The 23497-nt window shown below is 71.6% G+C and carries 20 protein-coding genes; 8 read left to right on the top strand and 12 right to left on the bottom strand.

What is annotated here, in order from left to right:
- Positions 1–44 precede the first annotated feature (44 nt).
- Positions 45–2459, bottom strand: a complete 2415-nt coding sequence (locus tag OG780_RS16695) for an MMPL family transporter (protein WP_328458185.1) — start codon at positions 2457–2459, stop codon at positions 45–47.
- Positions 2460–2618: 159 nt separating this feature from the next.
- Between OG780_RS16695 and OG780_RS16700 the strand changes: the two genes are divergently transcribed.
- From OG780_RS16700 to OG780_RS16710, 3 genes are all read left to right on the top strand, one after another.
- Positions 2619–3308, top strand: a complete 690-nt coding sequence (locus tag OG780_RS16700; RefSeq protein WP_328449016.1) for a response regulator transcription factor — start codon at positions 2619–2621, stop codon at positions 3306–3308.
- The gene (locus OG780_RS16705) at positions 3305–4759 is read left to right on the top strand and encodes a sensor histidine kinase (protein ID WP_328449018.1); all 1455 of its coding nucleotides are present in this window, start codon (positions 3305–3307) and stop codon (positions 4757–4759) included. The genes OG780_RS16700 and OG780_RS16705 overlap by 4 nt, the downstream gene beginning before the upstream one ends.
- A gap of 313 nt (positions 4760–5072) precedes the next feature.
- The gene (locus OG780_RS16710) at positions 5073–7256 is read left to right on the top strand and encodes a sulfatase-like hydrolase/transferase (protein WP_328449020.1); all 2184 of its coding nucleotides are present in this window, start codon (positions 5073–5075) and stop codon (positions 7254–7256) included.
- Positions 7257–7354: 98 nt separating this feature from the next.
- Here the strand turns inward: OG780_RS16710 and OG780_RS16715 are convergent, their stop codons facing one another.
- From OG780_RS16715 to OG780_RS16730, 4 genes are all read right to left on the bottom strand, one after another.
- Positions 7355–8911: an ABC transporter substrate-binding protein gene (locus OG780_RS16715; RefSeq protein ID WP_328449022.1), complete on the bottom strand. Its 1557-nt coding sequence runs from the start codon at positions 8909–8911 to the stop codon at positions 7355–7357.
- A gap of 145 nt (positions 8912–9056) precedes the next feature.
- Complete coding sequence (locus OG780_RS16720; RefSeq protein WP_328449024.1) at positions 9057–10427, bottom strand: metallophosphoesterase; 1371 nt, start codon at positions 10425–10427, stop codon at positions 9057–9059.
- Between the two features lie 16 nt (positions 10428–10443).
- Positions 10444–10686 (bottom strand): SCO4848 family membrane protein, encoded by a 243-nt coding sequence (locus OG780_RS16725; protein WP_328449026.1) that lies wholly within the window; start codon positions 10684–10686, stop codon positions 10444–10446.
- Positions 10687–10773: 87 nt separating this feature from the next.
- Entirely contained in the window at positions 10774–10932 is a 159-nt protein-coding gene (locus tag OG780_RS16730; RefSeq protein WP_328458780.1) for a hypothetical protein, read from the bottom strand.
- Here OG780_RS16730 and OG780_RS16735 point away from each other — a divergent pair.
- Entirely contained in the window at positions 10856–12085 is a 1230-nt protein-coding gene (locus tag OG780_RS16735) for a D-alanyl-D-alanine carboxypeptidase family protein (RefSeq protein ID WP_328458187.1), read from the top strand. The genes OG780_RS16730 and OG780_RS16735 overlap by 77 nt on opposite strands.
- Here OG780_RS16735 and OG780_RS16740 read toward each other — a convergent pair.
- The 4 genes from OG780_RS16740 to OG780_RS16755 form a co-directional block, all read right to left on the bottom strand.
- On the bottom strand, positions 12039–13073 hold the full coding sequence (locus OG780_RS16740; RefSeq protein WP_328449028.1) for a YihY/virulence factor BrkB family protein: 1035 nt from the start codon (positions 13071–13073) through the stop codon (positions 12039–12041). The two genes, OG780_RS16735 and OG780_RS16740, sit on opposite strands and share 47 nt — an antisense overlap.
- Positions 13061–13474, bottom strand: a complete 414-nt coding sequence (locus tag OG780_RS16745) for a GtrA family protein (protein WP_328458189.1) — start codon at positions 13472–13474, stop codon at positions 13061–13063. Before OG780_RS16745 ends, OG780_RS16740 begins: the two co-directional genes overlap by 13 nt.
- 134 nt (positions 13475–13608) lie before the next feature.
- Entirely contained in the window at positions 13609–14553 is a 945-nt protein-coding gene (locus OG780_RS16750; RefSeq protein ID WP_328449030.1) for a decaprenyl-phosphate phosphoribosyltransferase, read from the bottom strand.
- Positions 14546–15076: a phosphatase PAP2 family protein gene (locus OG780_RS16755; protein ID WP_328458191.1), complete on the bottom strand. Its 531-nt coding sequence runs from the start codon at positions 15074–15076 to the stop codon at positions 14546–14548. The genes OG780_RS16750 and OG780_RS16755 overlap by 8 nt, the downstream gene beginning before the upstream one ends.
- Positions 15077–15266: 190 nt before the next feature.
- Here OG780_RS16755 and OG780_RS16760 point away from each other — a divergent pair, with 190 nt between their 5' ends.
- Positions 15267–16616, top strand: coding sequence for an FAD-binding oxidoreductase (locus OG780_RS16760; protein WP_328449032.1), 1350 nt, complete (start codon positions 15267–15269; stop codon positions 16614–16616).
- An 82-nt stretch (positions 16617–16698) separates the two neighbouring features.
- Positions 16699–17454, top strand: a complete 756-nt coding sequence (locus OG780_RS16765; protein WP_328449034.1) for a decaprenylphospho-beta-D-erythro-pentofuranosid-2-ulose 2-reductase — start codon at positions 16699–16701, stop codon at positions 17452–17454.
- 13 nt (positions 17455–17467) lie between these two features.
- Here the strand turns inward: OG780_RS16765 and OG780_RS16770 are convergent, their stop codons facing one another.
- Together OG780_RS16770 and trpS are read right to left on the bottom strand one after the other, a co-directional pair.
- Positions 17468–18049: a 2'-5' RNA ligase family protein gene (locus OG780_RS16770; RefSeq protein WP_326785929.1), complete on the bottom strand. Its 582-nt coding sequence runs from the start codon at positions 18047–18049 to the stop codon at positions 17468–17470.
- A 230-nt stretch (positions 18050–18279) separates the two neighbouring features.
- Positions 18280–19293, bottom strand: a complete 1014-nt coding sequence (gene trpS / locus OG780_RS16775) for a tryptophan--tRNA ligase (protein ID WP_328449037.1) — start codon at positions 19291–19293, stop codon at positions 18280–18282.
- A gap of 387 nt (positions 19294–19680) precedes the next feature.
- On the opposite strand from trpS, the gene OG780_RS16780 reads away from it, so the two are divergent.
- Positions 19681–20421, top strand: a complete 741-nt coding sequence (locus OG780_RS16780) for a hypothetical protein (RefSeq protein WP_328449039.1) — start codon at positions 19681–19683, stop codon at positions 20419–20421.
- A 50-nt stretch (positions 20422–20471) separates the two neighbouring features.
- Here OG780_RS16780 and OG780_RS16785 read toward each other — a convergent pair whose 3' ends face one another.
- Entirely contained in the window at positions 20472–21917 is a 1446-nt protein-coding gene (locus tag OG780_RS16785; protein WP_328449041.1) for a glycine hydroxymethyltransferase, read from the bottom strand.
- Positions 21918–22222: 305 nt separating this feature from the next.
- Between OG780_RS16785 and rocD the strand changes: the two genes are divergently transcribed.
- Entirely contained in the window at positions 22223–23437 is a 1215-nt protein-coding gene (gene rocD, locus OG780_RS16790; protein ID WP_443062320.1) for an ornithine--oxo-acid transaminase, read from the top strand.
- Positions 23438–23497: the final 60 nt, after the last annotated feature.

Consider the following 23497-nt stretch of genomic DNA (forward strand, 5'->3'; position numbering starts at 1 on the left):
AGGCGGGCGCCCCCCGCGCCGGGAAGATCCGGCGTCCGGCGGCCTCAGTTGACCGCGTCGGCGTCCACCTCTCCCTGGAGCAGCTCCACGTCGTGCACCAACGGCTCGTCCGTGACGACGACGTGGTGCGCCCGCGTCCCGTACGAACGGGCCGTCGCCGACAGCAGATACGTCCCCGGGGCCGGGACCGAGACGATGTAGGAACCGTCGGCCAGCGAGGTCACCCGGTCCAGCTGACGGCCTCCCTTGGACAGCAGCGTGAGGACCGCCCCGTCGACCGCCTCGCCCTCCGCGTCCCGGACGAACCCGTGCACGGCCGAGGCACCGCCGCCGGCCGGCGCCGCGTCCTCGGACGGCTCCTCCGCGGGCTCCACCGCCAGATGCGGCAGCCGCTTGTCCAGCCACGCGGGCAGCCACCAGTTGGAGTTGCCGAGCAGGTGCATCGCGGCGGGGACCAGGGCCGTACGGAGGATGAAGGCGTCCAGGGCCACCGCGGCCGCGAGGCCGACGCCCGCCATCGCCGCTCCCGCGTCACCGCTCAGGACGAAGGCGAGGAAGACGCACACCATGATCAGGGCGGCCGAGTTGATGACCCGGCCGGTCTCGGCCAGCCCGACCCGCACCGCGCGCGCGTTGTCCTTGGTGTGCACCCATTCCTCGTGCATACGGCTCACCAGGAACACCTGGTAGTCCATGGAGAGGCCGAACAGCAGCGAGAGCATGATGACGGGCAGGAAGGCGTTGATCGGACCCTCCTTGCCGAGACCCAGCAGTTCCAGGCCCCAGCCCCACTGGAAGACCGCGACCAGGACGCCGAAGGACGCGGCGGCCGCGATCAGGTTCATCAGGGCGGCCGTCAGCGGGACCACCAGGGAACGGAAGGCGATCAGCAGGAGCAGGAAGCCGAGGCCGATGATCGTGGCGACGAACCAGGGCAGCCGGTCGCCGGTGATCGTGGCGAAGTCCTTCGACACGGCGGTCACGCCGCCGACGTGGGCGCTCGCCCCGGCGTCCGGGATCACCCGGTCCCGCAGGGTGTCGATGAGGTCGTCGGTCTTCACCGACTGCGGTGAGGTCGTCGGCACCACCTGGATCACCGTCACGCCGTTGGCGGGCGGCAGCGCGGCGACCGCGGCCACCCCGGGCGTGCCGCCGATGCTCTTCGCCAGGGCGTCGGTGTCACCGCCGGTCACGACCACCTGCAAGGGGCCGTTGAAGCCGGGTCCGAAGCCCTCGGCGAGCAGGTCGTAGGCCTGCCTGGTCGTCGTCGTGCTGTCGTCGTTGCCCTGGTCGGTGGCGCCGAGGTGCAGCGACAGGACGGGGAGGGCGAGGACCGCCATCACGGCCAGCGCGATGACCGCGATCGTACGGGGGCGACGCTGCACGCTCATCGACCAGCGTGCCGCGGCCCCGCTCGCCCGCTCCGGTTCCGGGCCCCGCTCGGCCAGTTTGCGCCGCTGGCGGCGGCTGAGCACCCGGGTGCCGAGGACGCCGAGGAGAGCGGGCAGCAGCGTGGTGGCGGCGAGCACGCTGAACACGACGGTCAGGGACGTGCCGATGACCACGCCGTCCAGGAAACGCAGGTTCGTCACCAGCATGCCCGCGAGCGCGATGCACACCGTGCCGCCCGCGAACAGCACCGCCCGGCCCGAGGTGTTGAGGGCGACGACCGCCGACTCCTCGGACTCCAGGCCCCGCAGGAGACCGCGCCGGTGCCGGGTGACGATGAACAGCGCGTAGTCGATGCCGACGCCGAGGCCGATCAGGGTGGCCAGCAGCGGGGCCAGGTCCGGGATGTCCGTGGTGTGGCTGAGCAACTGCGTGGAGAACAGCCCCGTACCGACCCCGAAGACCGCGATGCCGATCGGCAGCAGCATGGCGAAGAGGGAACCGAAGGCGAGGAAGAGGACGAGGGCCGCGGCCAGGATGCCGACCATCTCGGCGAGCCCGGTGGGCGGCTCCTGGACCCGCTGGATCGCCTGTCCGCCCAACTCCACCTGGAGTCCGGCCCGTTCGGCACCCTGTGCGGTGTCGACGACGTCCTGCACCAGTTCCTTGGGTACGGCGTTCGCCTGTTCGGCGAAGGTGATCTGGGCGTACGCGATCGTGCCGTCCCGGCTGATCTGCGCGGCGCCCCGCTCACCCTGGTACGGACCCGCGACCTGGCCCACACCCTTCATGCCGGCGATCTCGTCCAGCACGGGCTGGATCCGGGAACGCACCGAAGCATCCCGGACCGTGCCCTCGGTGACCTTCCACACCACCGTGTCGGTGTCCCCCGCGCTGTCCGGGAAGGCCTTCTCCATCTGGTCGTACGCACGCTTGGAGTCCGTGTTCGGAAGGGAGAACACGTTCGCGTAGTCCGTGCCCGCGGTGGTCGCCGCGAAGCCGAGACCGAACAGCGCGCCCACCCACAGCAACAGGACCACCAGCCGGTGCCGATAGCACCACCGTGCCAATACCGCCACGTTCAACGCTCCTTAGTCGGTCGGTCCCCCAGGTCCTGGCACCAGGATTCGCGGTCACGCGCACGGGTGGACACGACCCGCCCATGACTCTCAAGGAACTCCAAGGCGCGAACGGCGCTCACCGTCAACGACCCCGTCGATACTGGGGACATGACCGCTCACGACGGAGCCACCGTCCTCGTCGTCGAGGACGAGCCGAGCATCGCGGACGTCCTCACCATCGCGCTGCGCTACCACCACTTCGAGGTGATGGCGACGGCGACCGTCCGCGAGGCGCTCGCCCTCGCCGAGCGCACCCGCCCCGACGCGGCCCTGCTCGACGTGATGCTCCCGGACGGCGACGGCCGGGCGCTCGGCCGTGAACTGCGCCTGCGGCAGCCGGACCTGGCCGTCGTCTTCCTCACCGCGCGGGACGCGCCCGCCGAGATCGTCGGCGCGCTCGGCTTCGGCGACGACTACATCACCAAGCCGTTCAACATCGACGAGGTCGTCGCCCGCATCACCGCCGTCCTGCGCCGCACCCGGTCCGACGACGTCCTGCCGCAGCGCCCGCCCCTGCGCTACGGCGACCTGGAGCTGGACGAGACGACGTACCGCGTCCACCGCGCGGGCACCACGGTCGAGCTCACCCCCACCGAGTACGCGCTGCTGCGCTTCCTCGTCCGCAACGGCGGCCGGATCGTGCCCAAGGAGCAACTCCTGCGCCATGTATGGCAGTACGAGCACCCGGCCGAATCGACGGTCGTCGAGACGTACATCAGCTACCTGCGGCGCAAGCTCGAACCGCTGGGCCCACCGGTGATCCAGACCCGCCGGGGCGTGGGATACGGGCTCGCGTGAAGGCGTCCGTCCAACCCGGCTGCCGCCCCGCGCGCCGCAGGCACGGCATCCACTCGCTGCGCGGTCAGCTCACGATCGCGAACGTGGGACTGCTGGCCCTGGGCATCGTGGTGGCGACCGCCGTGAGCCTGATGGGCATGGGGCACTATCTGCTCGACCAGGTGGACACCCAGCTCCTCAAGACCCGAGACTCACTGGGCGGTTCGCAGCTCACCATGCGCCAGATCGACTCGCTGAGCGCCCTCGCGTTCGTGCACGAGCGGATCGGACCCACCGCGGACGGGTCGTCGAAGCCGGAATCGATCTTCGCGGCCGTCGACCGGAGCGGCCGGGCCGTCGCGGTGGGCGGCTACGAACCCACCGACACCCAGCGCGCGTTCGCCGCCGCCGTGGGCGACCCCGGCGGCCTCGCCCGCGCCGTCGACCCGCGTGACGTCACCGTGCGCGGCGCCGACTACCGGGCGACCGGGACGCGGCTGGCCGACGGGACCTACGTCCTGTTCGGCAGCTCGACCGACGGGCTGCACAAGGGCATCGACAAGGCGCTCAAGCTCGATCTGACCGTGGGAACCCTGCTGTTGGCGCTCCTCGCGTGCCTGACGATGTTCAGCGTGCGCCGCCGGCTGCTGCCGCTGGAGGCCATGGTGGAGACCTCGTCCGCCATCGCCGAGGGCGATCTGACCCGGCGCGTTCCCTCCAGCCAGCATCCGACCCAGGAGGTCGAACAGCTCCGGCTCGCGCTCAACTCCATGCTGCACCAGGTCGAGTCGGCCTACCGGACGCGCGAGGACAGCGCCGCCCAGCTCCGCCGGTTCGTCGGGGACGCCTCGCACGAGCTGCGCACCCCGCTGGCGGCGATCCGCGGCTACCTCCAGCTCTACGAGAAGGGGATGCTGACCGATCCCGTCGAGCGCAGACGGGCCTGGGACCGGATGAACGCGGAGACCGACCGCATGGGCCGGCTGGTCGACGAGCTGCTCACCCTGGCCCGCCTCGACCAGCGGCCCGAGCTGCGGTTCAGGAACGTCGACCTGAGCCGGCTCGTGCGGGACGCGGCCGCGGATCTGCGCGCCCAGCAGCCCGGCCGCCCGGTGACCGTGGACGCCGACGGCACGCTCCTCGTGCGGGCCGACGAGTCGGGGCTGCGGCAGGTGCTGGGCAATCTCGTGGGCAACGTACGCACCCACACACCCGACGACGTACCCGTGCGGCTCGGCCTGGAGCGCTCGGACGGCGTGCTGCGGCTGTGTGTCGCGGACAAGGGGCCCGGGCTCGCGGAGGAGGACGCGGCGCGCGTCTTCGACCGCTTCTTCCGGGCCGGCCGCGGTGCGGGCAGCGGGCTCGGCATGGCGATCGTGGAGGGCGTGGTGAGGGCGCACGGAGGGAGCGTCACGGTACGGACGGCTCCCGGCGAGGGCCTGGCGGTGACGGTGACACTGCCGGTGCGCTGAGGAAGCGGACGCCTCTACGGAGGGACCTGCGGGGCCTGCGGCGGGGATGCGGGTACGACGCCGACGCGGTGCGACCGGCGGCGCGGGCGGGGTGGGGGCGGCCGGGCGGGGCCGGTGTCGCTCCAGCGCCTGCCGTGCCGGCCGGGAACTCCCTCACGCACCGCTGTGACCTGTGGAAACAGACTTGGGCAGAAGCTGACCGAGGCGGTTGAACACGGGCCGCCGCGGCCCCGTACACCACGATGAGGGCGCGTCGGTCGCTTCGATCGACCCGTCACGCCACCACCGCGCATCACACGGAAGGACCGCCGGGTTGTCGTTCAACACGAGCTCTCGACAGCTGCCGAACACGGATGCGGCGCCTCCGCGCGAAGAGCCGACACCGGAGCCGCTCGCGGACACGGACACCGTCATCGGCACCGGCACAGACGCGGATGAGGACGCCGCCGCCTCGGGTGAGGGAGAGGCAGCGGCTGGGGCGGCCCCCGAGGCAGCCGTGACCGAGGGGGCCACCTCGATCGGCTCCGAGGACCCGCAGGAGAAGCCGGCGGAAGCCGTCCCCGGCGAAGGGGCGGACTCCGCGGGCACCGACAGCGGAACGTCCGCCGCCGCGGCCGGGAGCGAAGTCCGGGCCGAGGCGGAGACCGAAGCACCCGACGTGGTCGGCGCGGACACGGACGCCGCCTCGGGTGAAGCAGCGGACGCGGCCTCGCCGTCGTCCTCGGTCTCGGTCTCGGTCTCGGTCTCGCCCGAGGAGGTGCCCGAGGACGCGCCCGACGTGGCCGTCGGGGACGGGGCCGGTGGCGGGGAGGAGCCCCCGGGAGACGAGCCGCCCGTGCGCGGCCGGTGGCGCGGCTGGCGGGACCGGTATCCCGTCACCGCCCGCACCCTCGCCTGGACGACCACCCTCGTCGCCGCCGCGCTCGTCCTGTTCGCGCTGCTCATGCCGAGCCAGGCGGACAGTTTCCGTCCGGCGGAATTCCTGCGGCTCCCGGTGGAGGCGATCTTCGGTGCCGCGCTGCTGATCGTCCTGCCCCGCCGGCCAAGGATCGCGCTGTCGGTGGCCGCCGGGCTGGTCCTGGGCGTACTGACCGTCCTGAACATCCTCGACATCGGCTTCAACGAATACCTCGGACGCGGCTTCAACGTGGTCCTCGACTGGTCGCTGTTCGGCGACGCGCAGGCCTACCTCCAGGACACGTTCGGCCACGGCGGCGCGCTCGGCATCGCGGCGCTGGCCGTGGCGCTCGTGATCGCCATCCTGGTGCTCATGACCCTGTCGGTCGTCCGGCTGGGCAACCTGGTGGCCAGGAACACCGAGACGGCGACCCGCACGACCCTGTTCCTGGCCATCGCCTGGGTCACCTGCGCGGCGCTCGGCGTGCAGTACACCGGGGTGCCCATCGCCTCCGAGCACGCCGCGCTGGTCGTCCAGGACCGGGCGGCGCGGGTGCGGCAGACGCTGCGGGACGAGGCCGCGTTCGCCGAGATCTCCAAGAACGACCGCTTCGCGAACACGCCGCCCGGTCAGATGCTCACGGACCTGCGCGACAAAGACATGATCATCACGTTCATCGAGAGCTACGGCCGCAGCGCCATCGAGGACCCGGTCATGGCACCGGGCGTCGACGCGACGCTGACCGCGGAGAACAAGAAGCTGACCCAGGCCGGTTTCGCGGCGAAGAGCGGCTGGCTCACCTCGGCGACCTACGGCGGCAGCAGCTGGCTCGGCCACTCGACGTTCCTGTCGGGCCTGTGGGTCAACAACCAGCAGCGCTACCGCACCGTGACCGCCGGCGACCACCTCACCCTGATCAGCGCCTTCAAGAAGACCGGCGACTACGACACCGTGGGCGTCATGCCGGGCATCCAGAAGAACTGGCCCGAGCAGAACTTCTACGGCATCGACAAGCTCTACGACGCCCACCATCTCGACTACAAGGGGCCGAAGTTCAGCTGGTCGACCATGCCCGACCAGTACGCCCTGACCGCGTTCGAACGCCTGGTGCACGGCAAGAAGCACGACAAGCCGCTGATGTCGACGATCATCCTGACCTCCAGCCACCAGCCCTGGGCGCCCATCCCCAAGACGGTCCCCGAGGACCAGGTCGGCGACGGCTCCGTCTACGACGCCATCCAGAAGGCCGGCAAGAACCCCGGCGACATCATCACCAACTCGCAGAAGTCGAAGGTGGAGTACGGCAAGTCCATCTCGTACTCGGTGACGAGCCTGATCGACTGGCTGGTGAAGCACGGCAACAAGAACACCGTGCTGATCTACCTCGGGGATCACCAGCCGATCGCCCGGGTCAGCGGCAACCACGCCAGCCGCGACGTGCCCGTCTCGATCGTCGCCAAGGACCCGAAGGTGCTCGACAGGATCGCCGACTGGGGCTGGACGGACGGCCTCCGGCCCGAGCACGACGCCCCGGTGTGGAAGATGAGCTCGTTCCGCGACCGCTTCCTGACGGCGTACGGATCCACTCCGCACCCCTGACAGGACCGACTCCGCGTCGGCGGGCGGCGGTCACGGCCGGGGCCGTGACCGCCGCCCGCGCACGTGGAGTCGAGTGCCCCGGACACCGGGGCCGCTTGTCACAGCCAGCTCAGCTGCCAGAGGCGGAAGACGCCGGTCCCGTCGGACAGGTACTCGCCGCCGCTGGCGTCCTCGCTGCTGATGACGTAGTCCCTGCGCTGCCACAGCGGGATCAGCGGGACGTCCTGGGCGACCTGCGCCTGGAGCCGCCGGAACGCGTCCGCCGTACGGCTTCGGTCGGCGTCCTGCTGGGTCTCCTTGATCAGACGGTCGACATCCTTGTCGGTGTAGCCGTTCTTCATGCTGTTGCCGGTACCGACCAGCGGCGCGCCGAAGGTGTCCGCGTCGGGATAGTCGGCGACCCAGCCGACCGCCCAGGCGTCGAGCCCGCCCCCCGCGTACTTCTTCTGGAACTCGGTCCACTCGAACCCCTCGGTCGTCACCTTGAACAGCCCGTCCGCCTCCAGCTGCCGCTTGAGCTCGGCCGCCTCCTCGCCCGCGGCACCCCGCCCCTCGGCGAACCCGTAGGTGAAGCGCACCGGCAACGAGACCCCGGCCTCGGTCAGCAGGGCCCGCGCCTTCTTGGGGTCGGGCTTCGGATAGCTGTCGAAGAACGAGGTCGCGTGCCCCGGGATCCCCGCCGGGATCAGCCCGTACAGCGGGTCGGTGGTCCCCCGGTACGTCCGGTCGACCAGCGTCTCGCGGTCGACCAGCGAGGCGAGGGCCTGCCGGACCCGCCTGTCGTGCAGCGGCGACCCTTCGCGCACGTCGAGAACGAGGTTGCGGGTCTCGGCGCTGTCGGCCTCCGTGACGCGTTGCGCGGGGTCGCTCGGCGAGAGCGCGGCGAGCACGGCGGGCGGGAGCTGACGGGCCACGACGTCGAGCTCCTTCGCCTTCCAGGCCACCTGGAGCGCCCCCGAGTTGGCGTAGTAGCGCAGCACGACGGGCTTGCCGAGGTCGTCGACGGCGCCCTTGTAGCCGGGGTTGGGGGCGAGGACGGCCTTCGCGCCCTGCGTGTACGCCTTCAGGACGTAGGGCCCGGTGCCGTCGGCACCGGTGCCGGTGCGCAGACTGCGCCGGGGATAGCGGGTGCTGTCGACGATCGAACCGGCGCCGGTGGCCAGCTTGAACGGGAAGGTCGCGTCGGGCGAGGACAGATGGAAGGTGACGGTCCGGCCGCTCGCGTCCACGCTGCCCAGGGTGGAGAGGAGAGAGGCGGGCCCGACCTCGTCGTTGATGCGCTTGACGCGGTCGAAGGAGAACTTCACGTCCGCCGCGGTCATCGTGCGCCCGCTGGGGAACGTGAGGTCGTCACGGAGTGTGCAGCGATAGGTGCGCAGCCCCGTGTCGGTGAACGCGCAGTTCTTGGCGGCGTCCGGGACGGGTTTGGCGCCGCCGGGCTCGAAGGTGAGCAGCGACTGGAAGACATTGCTGAACAGGGCCCAGGACCCGGCGTCGTAGGCGCCGGCCGGGTCGAGCGAGGTGACGGCGTCCGTGGTGCCCACCGTGATGGTGCGGTTGTCGTTCCCCTTCGCCGGCAGGAGCTGCCAGCCGGCCACACCGGCGCCCGCCACAACGAGCAGCGCCGCCGGTATCCATAAGCGAACCGATCGCATCGGTGCCCTCCCCAGGCGCCCCGCACGCCACTCCCTTAGTGGCGCGGATCACCTAATCACAGGAGTTTGGGCCGGGGAAGCGAATCGGGAAGAGTGCTCAAGGCCGACGAAAATGATCTTTTCCGTCTCTCTTCACAGCCGATTCTCAGGCTTCGCGCGAGGCCAGCTCGACGACCGTGATGTCGGAGGGCGCGCCGACGCGGGTCGGCGGCCCCCAGGCTCCCGCGCCCCGGGAGACGTAGAGCTGCGTGTCGCCGTAGCGCTCCAGGCCGGCGACCGTCGGATTGGCGGCGGCCGCGATGAGGTTGCCCGGCCACAGCTGTCCGCCGTGGGTGTGTCCGGACAACTGGAGGTCGACCCCGTGGCGCACCGCATCATGGATCTGCACCGGCTGATGTGCGAGCAGCACACAGGCTCGTGTCGTGTCGCGGTCTCCGAGCGCCTTGCCGAAGTCGGGCCCCTGCCCCTCGCTCTCGCCCTGGAGGTCGTTCACGCCGGCGAGGTCGAATCCGGCCAGTTCGGTCCGCGCGTTCTCCAGGGGATGGATCCCCAGCTCCCGGACCTCCCGGATCCACTGCTCGGCTCCGGAGAAGTACTCGTGGTTCCCGGTGACGAAGTAGGAGCCGTGCCGGGCGCGCAGCCGGGCGAGGGGTTCGGCGGCGGGGCCGAGGTTCTTCACGCTGCCGTCGACCAGGTCACCGACGACGGCGATCAGATCGGGCTGTGTGGAGTTGATCGTGTCGACGACCCGCTGGGCGAATCCGCGTCCGAGCACCGGCCCGAGGTGGATGTCGCTCACGACGGCGATCCGGAATCCGTGGGCGGACCGGGGCAGTTTGGCGAGCGGTACGGTGACCCGCTTCACCCTGGGACCGCGCAGCACGCCGTACGTCCCGTACCCCACGGTCCCCACGGCGACGGCCGCGGCCGTGCCACCCACGACCCGCGAGACGAACAGACGCCGCGACGGCGACCGGACGGCTCCCGCCGGTTCCGCGGGTCCCACTGAACCAGCCGGTTCCGCGGGTCCCACCGATTGGGCCGGCTCCGTGGGTCCTGCTGATTCAGCCGGTTCCGCGGGCCCCGTCGATTCGGCCGGTGCCGTCGGCGCCACCGATTCGGCCGGCTCCGTCGACGCCGCGGGCTCGGTCACGGCGGGGGACGCGGCCCCGCCGCTCTCCGCGCTTCGGGCGGCCCGGCGCTCCAGGGTCCGTCGCAGGACCGGCCGTACGAACTCCCCGGCCAGCAGCGCCAGTACGAGGTAGAGGCCCAGCGGCATCCACAGGAAGCCGGGCCAGGACAGCGTCTGCTGGAGGAGGAAGGGAGCGCCCGCCCGCTCGCTCACGATGGCACCGACCATCAGCAGCGGCCCGGCGACGAAGAGGGCCGTGCCCAGCCGGCGGACCGGTCCGGGGCCGCTCGTGGTGTCCCGCACCAGCCGGCGCCAGGCGTACCAGTGCAGCCCGCCGAGCACGGCCAGCGCGGTCACACCCGCCAACGCGAACAAGATGACCATGACGTCGTATCCCCCGTTATGACGTCTGGCGCAAAGCGCGTACGCCGCGCAACCCGATGACCCCGACGACCGTCCCAAGGACAAACGACACGACGGTGAGCGTCAGGTGCACCCAGAAGTACGCCGTCGGATCACCCGCGTCGTCGAACGCGAGCCCACTGGCGTCTTCCCAGAGATTCTTAGCGAAAGTGACCCAAATGACCCAACTCCACACCCCGAAGGCGAGCAGGAACCAGGACACGGGGCGGCTGAGCTTCATGCGTTCAGTATCGCCGTCGCCCACCGTGATCCGGCGCCGGGGTGGAGAGGGCGAAGGGGCCTCCCCGAACGGTGACGGGAATTCCCGTCACAACCCCTGTACTTTCTCGATCGTGCCCGCCTCGAAAAAGACCATCCAGCGATCCTTGTTGATCGCTTCCGCCACGTTGTTGACCCTTTCCTTCACTGCGCCCGTGTTCGCCGACGCGAGCCCCACGGCGAGCCCGACAGCCTCCCCCTCGGCCACGCCCCCGGCGAACATGTCGAGCCTCGGCGGTGAGCGGCTCGGCCGGCCCGGCAACCAGGTGAACCTCGGCGGCGGCGCTCCCGTCCTGCCCGCGGACATCACCGCGCGTTCCTGGATCGTCGCCGACGCCGAGTCCGGTGACGTCCTGGCCGCGCACAACGCGCACTGGCGGCTGCCCCCGGCGAGCACCCTGAAGATGCTGTTCGCCGACACGGTGCTGCCCAAGTTCCCGAGGACCACCTCGCACAAGGTGACCCCCTCCGACCTGGCGGGCATCGGAGCGGGCTCCAGCGTGGTGGGCATAAAGGAGAACGAGACGTACACCGTCCACGACCTGTGGCTCGGTGTCTTCCTGAAGTCCGGCAACGACGCCGTGCACGTGCTGTCCTCGATGAACGGCGGCGTCCGCGAGACGGTCAAGGACATGCAGGCGCACGCGGACGACCTCCAGGCCCTCGACACGCGCGTGGTGAGCCCGGACGGTTACGACGCCGGGGGCCAGGTGTCGTCGGCCTACGACCTGACGCTGTTCGCCCGTTCGGGGCTCCAGAAGAAGGACTTCCGGGAGTACTGCTCGACGGTGCGGGCCACCTTCCCCGGCACGACGGCCGGGAACAAGAAGGGCACGTCCGCCCGCGCGTCCTCCGAGATCCGCAACACCAACCGGCTGCTGTCCGGTGACAGCGACATCACCCCGTACCAGGGCATCGCGGGGGTGAAGAACGGCAACACCACCAACGCGGGCGCCACCTTCACGGGCGTCGCCGAGCGCGGCGGCAAGGTGCTGCTCGTCACGGTCATGAACCCGGAGAAGAAGGAGCACAACGAGGTCTACAAGGAGGCCGCGCAGCTCCTCGACTGGGGATTCCAGTCCGCGGGCAAGGTCGAGCCGGTGGGCGAACTGGTCGCGCCCAAGGGCGTGGACACCACGGCTCAGCCGGGTGCGAACGCGTCGGGCGGGGCGAGCCCGGGCACGGGCGCCGCACACACCTCCACGAAGCCGGTGGCGGCCTCCACCGCGGCGAAGGGCGGTTCGACCGGCATCGGCGTCGCGCTCGGCCTGACGGGCGGCTTCGTCGCCCTGCTCGCGGCGGGCATCTTCCTGGTCAACCGCCGCTGGCCACTGCCGGACCTGATGCGCCGTCGCCGCTGACCGCGCGGGGCTCGGGGGCCTCCTCCGCGTTCTTCGGAGCCTCGGGGTCCCTCCGGTCCCGCGGGCCGGCCGGTTCCCGTGAGCCGGCCGGTCCGTCCGGACCCGCCGGTGCGTCGTCGTCCGCCGCTTCCCGATCCTGCCCCTCGCTCGGTGTCGCCGTCCAGGCGGAGGAGTACAGGAGCAGCTTCGAGGTGAAGTTGATCCACAGGAGCAGCGCGATCGGCACCCCGAAGGCGCCGTACATGCTCTTGGACGCCACCCCCCGCATGTAGCCGCTGAGCAGCAGCTTGAGCAGCTCGAACCCGACGGCGCCGATCAGCGCGGCGACGATCAGCCGGCGGCGTGGCGGCTCGACACCGGGCAGCAGCGTGAGGACGTAGAGCAGGACGAGGAAGTCGGCGAGCACGGCCACCGCGAAGGCGATGCCCTGGAGGAGGGTGCTCCCCCAGCCGTTCTCGTCGATGCCCAGGTGCCGTGCCGACCAGCCCATCGCCGTGGACGCGAGGGTGGAGACCACGATGGTGAGGAGCACGGCGCCGCCGAGGCCGACGAGGACTCCGCCGTCCTTGAGCTTGCGCAGGAAGGGGTTCTCCTCGCTGTCGGGAAGCTCCCAGACCGCGCGCAGGCACTCCCGCATCGAGCCGACCCAGCCGATGCCCGTGACCAGCAGCAGGGCGCCCGCGACGAGCCCGATGGTGCCGGCGTTCTGGACGAGGCCGTTGATGTCGAGCTGGTCGGAGATGCCCGGCACCTGCTCGGCGAGCTTGTCCTGGAGGTCCTTCTGCTGCTGGGTGCTGAGCGTGGCGGCCCCGATCGCCGCGGCCACGGTCAGCAGCGGGAACAGCGCCACGAAGCTGATGAAGGTCATCGCCGCGGCGAGCCGCGTCCACTTGACGCGGTCCAGGCGCTCGTACGACCGCCACGCGTGCGTGGCCATCAGGCGTACGACCCAAGGCCCCACGCCGGGAATCTTTTTCAGCCAGTCCATGATCCGACTCTGCCCTCGCCTCGGAAAACCAGTGACCGGGTACCCCAGAATCGCAGGACAGTGGCGAGCGCCATCCCGACTCCCGCGCCCGAGACGGTGTCCGCGCGCGGTGAGGTGAACCCGAGCCCGTAGTGACTGACGGCGATGGACAGCAACTGCACGAGCGCACCCGCGATGTTCACCGCGAGGAAGATCAGGCAGGGGCGCGGGCCCCAGGCCGCCGCGTGCCGGTAGGTGCCGAGCGCGTTCCCGGCGTACGCCACCGAGCAGCCCGCGACGAAGGACAGCGACTTGGCCGTCAGGGGGTCCAGACCCGCCGGGCCGCGGAGCCAGACGAAGAGGCCGAGGTCGGCGGCGTAGGCGAGGACACCGACCGCCGCGAACCCGAGGAGCTCGCGCAGGAGACGCTTCCGGGGACGGGCCCGTCCGGGAGCCGCCGCCGGTTCCGCGACCGCGGGCCCCGGGGCGTCCGGCGCCCCGGCGTCCGCCCCGCGGCCGGCGAGGAGACCGGGACCGGGCCGGTCCCCGGTGACGCTCACCAGTTCGCCACGGCGAGTCCGTACATGGCCAGCCACACCAGGCCGATGAGGGCGAGCGGACGGTCGCGCAGGACCACGTCCTCCGGCTCGCCCGCCGTACCCCGGTCGGCGAAGACCGCGTAGCGCAGGACGGCCAGGATGAAGGCGACCACGGACAGCTGACGCCACGGCAGCAGGCCGGTGCTCGGCACTCCGCCCTCCTCCAGGGCCCACAGGCAGTAGCCGAGGACGGAGACCCCGGCGGCGAGCTGCCACACGAACCGCAGGTAGCCGGTCGTGTACTCGGTGAGCAGCGCGCGCGTGGCGCCCGCCGTGCCCGCCATCTGCACGGCCTCGGAGTAGCGCTTCGCCGAGACCATGAACAGCGCCCCGAAGCCGGTGGTGATCAGGAACCAGCGCGAGAGCGGGATGCCGAGGGCCAGGCCGCCGATCATGGCTCGCATCAGGAACCCGGTCGTGACGACGACGAGGTCGACGACGAGCACGTGCTTCAGGCTCACGCAGTACGCGAGCTGCATGCCGATGTACGCGGTCAGCAGCGCGCAGACGGCCGGCGAGCAGAACCAGGCGGCGGTCGCGGGCGCGAGGACCCCGAGGATGCCGCCGACGGCGTACGCGGCCGGGACGGGGACCTGGCCCGCGGCGACCGGGCGGTGGCGCTTCACCGGGTGGGCGCGGTCGGCGACGGCGTCCCGGGCGTCGTTGATCAGATAGACGGCGGCGGCACAGGCCGTGAACAGGAGGAAGACCAGCGCGAGTTGGCTGGAGGCGTGCAGCGAGAAGAGCCGGCCGGCGGCGGCCGGGGCGGCCACGACGAGCACGTTCTTGACCCACTGGCGAGGACGCGCGGTCCTGACGAGGCCCCGCAGCAGCCCGCTCAGGCTCCGCGGCGGCGGGGCGAGGGCCGGAGTGCGCTCCAGAAGGGCCGTACGCTCAGCCATGGCCCGCCCCGATCCAGCGGGCGCCCAGTCCGGCCGCCGCGGCGCCCAGGGCCGCGCCGGCGGCGACATCCGTGGGGTAGTGGACGCCGACGACGAGGCGCGAGAGGCACATCGCGGCGGCGAGCGGCGGGACGGCGTACGCGCCGAGCGCGCCGTACGCGACCGCCGCGGCGGTGGCGGAGGCCGCGTGCGAGCTGGGGAAGGAGTGCCGTCCCGCCGTTCCCACCCGGGGTGCCACGTGCGTGGGACGCGGGCGGCGCACGATCCGTTTCACCCCCATGCTCGCGAGGTGCGCGCCGGCGGTGAGCGCCGTCGCGCGCAGCCACGCGCCGCGCCGCCCGCGGTCGGCGGCCGCCCCGGCGAGCCCCGCCGCGAGCCACAGGGCGCCGTGTTCCCCGCTCCAGGACAGGGCGCGCGCGACGGCCGCGACCCGCGGGTACCCGCCGTACGCGTGGAGTACGGACAGCACCCGGCGGTCCATGCCGTCCGGCGGACGGTCGATGCCGTCAGGTGGACGGTCCATGCCGTCAGGCCGCCGATCCATCTCGTCACGGTCGTCAAGGTCGTCCATGCGATCTCACTCTTCTAGGGAGTGGTCGCAGAACTACGGCAATCTTGGACGACATCCCATTAATCACCCATTTCGGTGAGGAGCCGGGAGCGCTGGGTAGATTGCCCCGTTGCGCACCCTCGGCGGCGCTACGGTCACGGTCATGCCTGCCGACTCCGTCTCCGTCACGGGTTGGGGCCGCACCGCCCCGACCACCGCCCGTCTGGTCCGTCCGCGCACCTACGGGGAGGCGGCGGCCGCCGTCCGGGGGTGCGGGGCCCGGGGAGGGATCGCCCGGGGGCTCGGACGGGCCTACGGCGACGCCGCGCAGAACGCGGGCGGGGCGGTGCTCGACATGACGGGCCTGGACCGGATCCACGCCATCGACGCGGACGGCGGCACGGTCCTGTGCGACGCGGGGGTGTCCCTGCACCGGCTCATGGAGGTCCTGCTCCCCCTCGGCTGGTTCGTGCCGGTGACACCGGGGACCCGTTATGTGACCGTGGGCGGCGCGATCGGCGCGGACATCCACGGCAAGAACCACCACGTGTCGGGCTCCTTCGCGCGTCACGTCCTGTCCTTCGAACTGCTGACGGCGGACGGCGAGATCAGGACGGTCGGGCCCGGCACCCCGCTGTTCGACGCCACGGCGGGCGGCATGGGCCTGACCGGCGTGATCCTGACGGCGACCGTCCGCCTCCAGCCGGTGGAGACCGCCCTGATGTCCGTCGACACCGAACGCGCGGCGGACCTGGACGACCTGATGGCCCGCCTCACCGCCACCGACCACCGGTACCGCTACTCGGTGGCCTGGATCGACCTCCTCGCGCGCGGGGCCGGGACGGGGCGCTCGGTCCTGACCCGCGGCGAACACGCGCCGCTGGACGCGCTCCCCGCGCGGGCCCGCAGACACCCGCTGGCGTTCCGCCCGTCGCGCCTGCCGGCCGCCCCCGCCTTCGTGCCCGAAGGGCTCCTCGGACGGACGACGGTGGGCCTCTTCAACGAACTCTGGTACCGCAAGGCGCCCCGCCTGCGGACCGGTGAACTCCAGCCGATCCCGGCCTTCTTCCATCCCCTGGACGGGGTGCCGCACTGGAACCGTGTCTACGGGCGCGGCGGCTTCGTCCAGTACCAGTTCGTCGTCGGACACGGCCGGGAGGAGACCCTGCGGCGGATCGTGCGGCGCATCTCCGAACGCCGCTGCCCGTCCTTCCTCGCCGTCCTCAAGCGCTTCGGAGAGGGCGATCCGGGCTGGCTGTCCTTCCCCGTGCCCGGCTGGACCCTGGCCCTGGACATCCCGGCGGGTCTGCCGGGCCTCGCCGCCTTCCTCGACGAGCTGGACGAGGAGGTGGCGGAGGCCGGAGGGCGCGTGTACCTCGCCAAGGACGCGCGGCTGCGGCCCGAGCTGCTGGACGTCATGTATCCGCGTCTCGGCACGTTCCGGTCGCTGCGCCAGGAGCTGGACCCGCGGGGGGTCTTCACCTCGGACCTGTCCCGCCGGCTCGGCCTGTAGTGGCCCCCGGCGCCGTTCCCGGCCCGCAGCGCGCCCCGTTCCCGCCCGCCCCTCCGGTCCCCGTCTCCAGGAGCTCGCTGTCATGAAGGACGCCTTCGGTACCCCCCAGTCCCTGCTGGTCCTCGGCGGCACGTCCGAGATCGCGCTGGCCACGGCGCGCCGGCTGATCACCCGGCGGACCCGCACGGTGTGGCTCGCCGGACGGCCGGCCCCCGCCCTGGAAGAGGCCGCCGAGCGGCTGCGCCGGCTCGGCGCGGACGTCCGCACCCTCGCCTTCGACGCCCTCGATCCCGAGTCCCACGAGGCCGTGCTCGGCAAGGTCTTCGCCGAGGGCGACATCGACATGGTGCTGATGGCCTTCGGGGTGCTCGGCGACCAGGCCCTGGACGAGAAGGAGCCGGTCGCGGCGGTCCGGGTCGCGCAGACCAACTACACGGGCGCGGTGTCCTCGGGCCTGGTGTGCGCGCGGGCGCTGCAGACGCAGGGGCACGGCTCCCTGGTGGTGCTGTCCTCGGTCGCGGGCGAACGCGCCCGCCGCTCGAACTTCATCTACGGCTCCAGCAAGGCGGGCCTGGACGCCTTCGCGCAGGGCCTGGGCGACGCCCTCCACGGCACCGGCGCGCACGTCATGGTCGTACGCCCCGGATTCGTCCGTACGCGGATGACGGCCCATCTGCCCGAGGTGCCGCTGTCGACCACCCCGGAGGCGGTGGCCGCGGCGATCGAACTGGGGCTGCGGCGCCGCTCGGAGACGGTGTGGGTGCCGGGGGTGCTGAGGATGGTCATGTCCGCGCTGCGGCACACCCCGCGCGCGGTCTTCAGGCGGCTGCCGCTCTGACGTTCCGCGCCCGTCAGAGCGCCGGAAGTGTGGTGTCCCGCTCGGGCGAGGTGGCCTGCGGGGGCACCACGGCGCCGCCGAAGGCGAACTCGCGGAGCTTGCGCCACACACCGTCGGCGCCCTGCTCGTAGAGGGCGAATCCGGTGCAGGGCCACCCGGCCTCGTACCCGGAGAGCGCCTCGAAGGCGTGGTCCATCGCCTCGTCGTCGATGCCGTGGGCCACGGTGACGTGCGGGTGGTACGGGAACTGGAGCTCGCGGGCGACGGGGCCCGAGACGTCCCGGACCTGCTTCTGGAGCCAGGTGCAGGCCTCGGCGCCCTCGGCGACCCGGACGTACACAACGGGTGACAGGGGGCGGAAGGTGCCGGTGCCGGACAGCAGCATCGGGAAGGGGCGCCCGGCGGCCGCGACCTCGACGAGGTGCGTCTCGATCGCGGGCAGCGCCGACTCCTCGACCTCGGTCGGCGGCAACAGGGTGACGTGGGTGGGAATGCAGCAAGCCGCGGGGTCGCCGAAGCCCGCGCGCCGCTCCTGGAGCAGGCTGCCGTGAGGCTCCGGGACCGCGATCGACACGCCGATCGTTACGGTCCCCACGTCGTCTCCTGTCGTTGTCGATGGTCAGGGCTGTTCGGTGGTGCTGCGCGGGAGGGGGGCGATCGCTCGGCCCGCCCCCGGCTTTCGACTGTACGGCGGTATGACCCGCAATCGGCGTGTGGAGGAGTGTCGCGCTCGTCTCGTACTGACTGCCGAAGGTGGTGTGGTAGGGACTGTGCCGCCGCCGGAGGGCCGGGGCGCGGCCCCGCGTACGGCGGTGGCCTCGGCCGTCAGTGCTTGGCGGGCAGGAATCCGACCCGGTCGTACGCCTGGGAGAGCGTCTCGGCGGCGACGGCGCGCGCCTTCTCGGCGCCCTTGGCCAGAATCGAGTCGAGCGTCTCGGGGTCGTCCAGATACTGCTGGGTGCGCTCCCGGAACGGCGTCACGAAGCCGACCATGACCTCGGCGAGGTCCGTTTTCAGCGCACCGTAGCCCTTGCCTGCGTACCTCTCCTCCAGTTCGCCGATTCCCGTGCCGGTGAGCGTCGAGTAGATGGTCAGCAGGTTGCTGACACCCGGCTTGGCGCTCGCGTCGTACCTGATGACGGTGTCCGTGTCGGTGACCGCGCTCTTGACCTTCTTGGCGGTCACCTTCGGGTCGTCGAGCAGGTTGATGAGGCCCTTCGGCGTCGACGCCGACTTGCTCATCTTGATCGACGGGTCCTGGAGATCGAAGATCTTCGCCGTCTCCTTGAGGATGTACGGCTTGGGAATCCGGAAGGTGTCGCCGAAGCGGCCGTTGAAACGCTCCGCGAGGTCGCGGGTCAGCTCGATGTGCTGGCGCTGGTCCTCGCCGACCGGGACCTCGTGGGCCTGGTACAGCAGGATGTCCGCCACCTGGAGGACCGGGTACGTGAAGAGGCCCACGCTTGCGCGGTCGGCGCCCTGCTTGGCGGACTTGTCCTTGAACTGGGTCATGCGGGAGGCCTCGCCGAAACCGGTGAGGCAGTTCATCACCCAGGCGAGCTGCGCGTGCTCGGGGACATGGCTCTGGACGAAGAGCGTGCAGCGCTCGGGGTCGAGTCCTGCGGCGAGGAGCTGCGCCGCCGCGAGCCGGGTGTTGGCGCGCAGGTCCGCGGGGTCCTGCGGAATCGTGATCGCGTGCAGGTCGACGACCATGTAGAACGCGTCGTGGGACTCCTGGAGCGCCACCCACTGACGGACGGCGCCGAGGTAGTTGCCGAGGTGGAACGAGCCTGCCGTGGGCTGGATTCCGGAGAGCACGCGAGGACTGTCAGAGGCCATGTTCACCATTCTCTCAGGTGCCGGGGCCCGCTCCGGAACTGGCCGGAAAGAGATGTGACCCGGGCGGGCCGGCGCCGCGGTTCCGGGAACCGTGCCCTCCGAGCCTCCGGCTCGGCGGCACAGACGGTGACCGTTTCGCTCACCTGAGCGGCTTTTGAACACTCGCCGTCATGAAAATGCAACGGTGAGGTGACGTTCTGCCTGGAGGGGGTGCTTTCGGCGTCACGGGCGCTTAACAATGCCGATCCGCCCAGGTAGCCGTATTCGGCAGGGCGGAGCGCTGCTCGGACGTCGCCGTCGAGGGGAACCCCGGCGGGTCCTTCGGCGCACCCAGAAATTGGCACAACGGTGTGCGGGCCGGCTCTGCGTCGGCCGTTTGGGGGTTCCATGCGCGGGCTTCGTGAACTGGTCACGGTGGTGGGGACGTTGGGGGCGACCGCCGCGGCGGTGGTGTCGGCGGCACCGTCCGCCCTGGCCGGCCCCCCGGCGAACACGCCGATGGTCGCGTCGGCGGTCCGGGAGAGCGCGGAGTACGCCGCGCAGGGCTCCTCGGGCGACAGCCCGGACATCGTCCTGACCGTCGCCGGTGACACGGGACGGACGACCACCCTGCACAGCGGCGATCCGGATTTCGGACGGCTGTGGCGGCTGCTGTCCCCCCGGTACACGGGGCCGAAGAAGACGCCCGACGAGTGGGCGGACGGCCACCTTCCCGTTCCTGAGGTCACGGTGATCTGGGGAGTCACGGGTGCCGGGGGTGACGTCGCCATCGAACGCCAGGACCAGGTGTTCCTCACCGCGGACGGCGCGCCGTGGGTGCGGTCGGATCTGGCTCCCGACCTGGTGGGCGGCGACTTCCGCTGGCACCGGGCGCCGCTCTCGGTGTTCGGCCAGCTCACGCAGGAGGGAAAACTGTTCGGCTCCGGGTCGGCCGCGTCCGCCGTCCGGGTGGAGCCGGACCCGGCGGTGTGGGCGGTACCCGGACTCGCGGCGGGCCTGGCCCTCGGCGCCGGGGCCACGTGGTTCATCCGCCGCGCGAAGGTCCGGCAGGTGAACGCCGGGAACGCCGTGAACGCCGGGAACGCCGAACCGCTGTGGGAACCGCGCCAGGAACTGGTCGAGGTCTAGGACCTCGCCCCCGGTCCGGGGCCGGAGAGATCCGGCCCCGGTGCGGTGCGTCAGCCGAGGTCGATCTCCGGGTAGAGCGGGAAGCCGGTGAGCAGGTCGCTCGCGCGGTGGGCGATCTCGTCGGAGATCTTCGCGTCCAGGACGTGCTGCGCCTTGGACGGGGCGCCCTTGGCGGTGGTACCGGCCTCGGTGGCGGTGAGGACGCGGTCGATCAGGGCTGCGATCTCGTCCATCTCGGTCGCGCCGAGACCACGGGTGGTCAGCGCGGGGGTGCCGATGCGGATGCCGGAGGTGTACCAGGCTCCGTTCGGGTCGGCGGGGATGGCGTTGCGGTTGGTGACGATGCCCGAGTCGAGCAGGGCCGACTCGGCCTGGCGACCGGTCAGGCCGTAGGAGGAGGCCACGTCGATGAGGTTGAGGTGGTTGTCCGTGCCGCCGGTGACCAGCGTGGCGCCGCGGCGCATCAGGCCCTCGGCCAGGGCGCGGGAGTTGTCGACGACGGCCTGGGCGTAGTCGCGGAACTCGGGGCGGCGGGCCTCGGCGAGCGCGACGGCCTTGGCGGCCATGACGTGGGGAAGCGGGCCGCCGAGGACCATCGGGCAGCCGCGGTCGACCTGCTCGGCGAGGGTCTCGTCGCACAGGACCATGCCGCCGCGCGGGCCGCGGAGCGACTTGTGCGTGGTGGTGGTGACGATCTGGGCGTGCGGGACCGGGTCGAAGTCGCCGGTCAGGACCTTGCCCGCGACCAGGCCCGCGAAGTGCGCCATGTCGACCATGAGGGTGGCGCCGACCTCGTCGGCGATCTCGCGCATGACGCGGAAGTTCACCAGACGGGGGTAGGCGGAGTACCCGGCGACGATGATCAGCGGCTTGAACTCGCGGGCGGAGGCGCGCAGGGCCTCGTAGTCGATGAGACCGGTGGCGGGGTCGGTGCCGTAGGAGCGCTGGTCGAACATCTTGCCCGAGATGTTCGGGCGGAAGCCGTGGGTGAGGTGGCCGCCGGCGTCCAGGGACATGCCGAGCATGCGCTGGTTGCCGAAGGCCTGGCGCAGTTCGGCCCAGTCGGCCTCGGAGAGGTCGTTGACGTTGCGGACGCCGGCCTTGGCGAGAGCCGGGACCTCCACGCGGGCGGCGAGGACGGCCCAGAAGGCGACGAGGTTGGCGTCGATGCCGGAGTGCGGCTGGGCGTAGGCGTGCTCGGCGCCGAACAGTTCGCGGGCGTGCTCGGCGGCGAGGGCCTCGACGGTGTCGACGTTGCGACAGCCGGCGTAGAAGCGGCGGCCGACGGTGCCCTCGGCGTACTTGTCGCTGAACCAGTTGCCCATGGCCAGCAGGGTGGCCGGGGAGGCGTAGTTCTCGGACGCGATCAGTTTGAGCATGTCGCGCTGGTCGGCGATCTCCTGGCCGATGGCGTCGGCGACACGGGGCTCCACGGCCCGGATCACGTCGAGGGCGCTGCGGAAGGCGGTGGACTCGGTGGAAAGGGGCTCTGGCATGACGGCCTCCGGACGTTGCTTTCAGCGTTCACGGGTCGGCCCAGGCGCACGGCACTCGGTTGCCACGACTCCTCGCCCGGACGGTCCGGGCCCCTCACGACGGCCTGCTTCTCCGTCCAGAGGTCCGGGATCGCCCCGGGGAAGCCACAGCGCGGGTGCCGCTCCCCGATGGTCGGTCCCATCCCAGCGCGCCAGTCACGGCCCCGCCGGTCAGCCTACCGGGCGCGCCGGATCACCGGGGTCCCCGGTCCACCATGCGAGCGACGATAGGAAAGAGGCCGGAGAACGGAGATCCCATGACCACCATGGATGCCAGGGAGACGACGGAGGCGTACATCGCCTCGGCCGACGAGCACAGCGCGCACAACTACCACCCGCTGCCGGTCGTCGTGGCGACGGCGGACGGGGCCTGGATGACGGACGTCGAGGGGCGCCGTTTCCTCGACATGCTGGCCGGATACTCGGCACTGAACTTCGGCCACGGCAACCGGCGGCTGATCGAGGCGGCCAAGGCGCAGCTCGACCGGGTGACGCTGACGTCGCGGGCGTTCCACCACGACCGGTTCGCGGACTTCTGCCGGGAGTTGGCCTCGCTGTGCGGCATGGAGATGGTGCTGCCGATGAACACCGGGGCGGAGGCGGTGGAGACGGCGGTGAAGACGGCCCGGAAGTGGGGGTACCGGGTCAAGGGCGTCCCGGCCGAGATGGCGAAGATCGTGGTCGCGGGCAACAACTTCCACGGGCGCACGACGACGGTCATCAGTTTCTCGACGGACCCGGAGGCGCGGGCCGACTTCGGCCCGTACACACCGGGATTCGAGATCGTGCCGTACGGGGACCTGACGGCGATGCGGTCGGCGGTCACGGAGAACACGGTGGCCGTGCTGCTGGAACCGATCCAGGGCGAGGCGGGGGTGCTGGTGCCGCCGGCCGGTTACCTGCCGGCCGTGCGGGAGCTGACGCTGGAGCGCGACGTGCTGTTCGTCGCGGACGAGATCCAGTCGGGGCTGGGGCGCACCGGCCGTACGTTCGCGTGCGAGCACGAGGGTGTGGTGCCGGACATGTACGTCCTCGGGAAGGCGCTCGGCGGCGGAGTGGTGCCGGTGTCGGCGGTGGTGTCGAGCGCGGAGGTGCTGGGGGTGTTCCGGCCCGGGGAGCACGGGTCGACCTTCGGCGGGAATCCGCTGGCCTGCGCGGTGGCCCTGGAGGTGATCGCGATGCTGAGGTCGGGCGAGTACCAGCGGCGGGCGGCCGAGCTCGGTGAGCATCTGCACCGTGAACTGGGTCTGTTGAAGGACTCCGGTCATGTCACCGCGGTGCGCGGGCGCGGGCTGTGGGCGGGCGTCGACATCGCCCCGGCCTACGGCACGGGCCGGGAGATCTCGGAGAAGCTGATGGACCGGGGTGTCCTCGTCAAGGACACCCACGGGGTCACCGTCCGGATCGCCCCGCCCCTGGTGATCACCGAGGAGGACCTGGACTGGGGTCTGGCCCAGCTGCGGGCCGTACTGGGGGCCTAGAGACCGGCCTGGAGACCGTCCCGGGCACCCGCCCGCGGCCCCGGACGCTTCGAACGGCGC

Origin of the sequence: Streptomyces sp. NBC_00386 (assembly GCF_036063235.1) — a bacterium.
Taxonomy (GTDB): Bacteria; Actinomycetota; Actinomycetes; order Streptomycetales; family Streptomycetaceae; genus Streptomyces.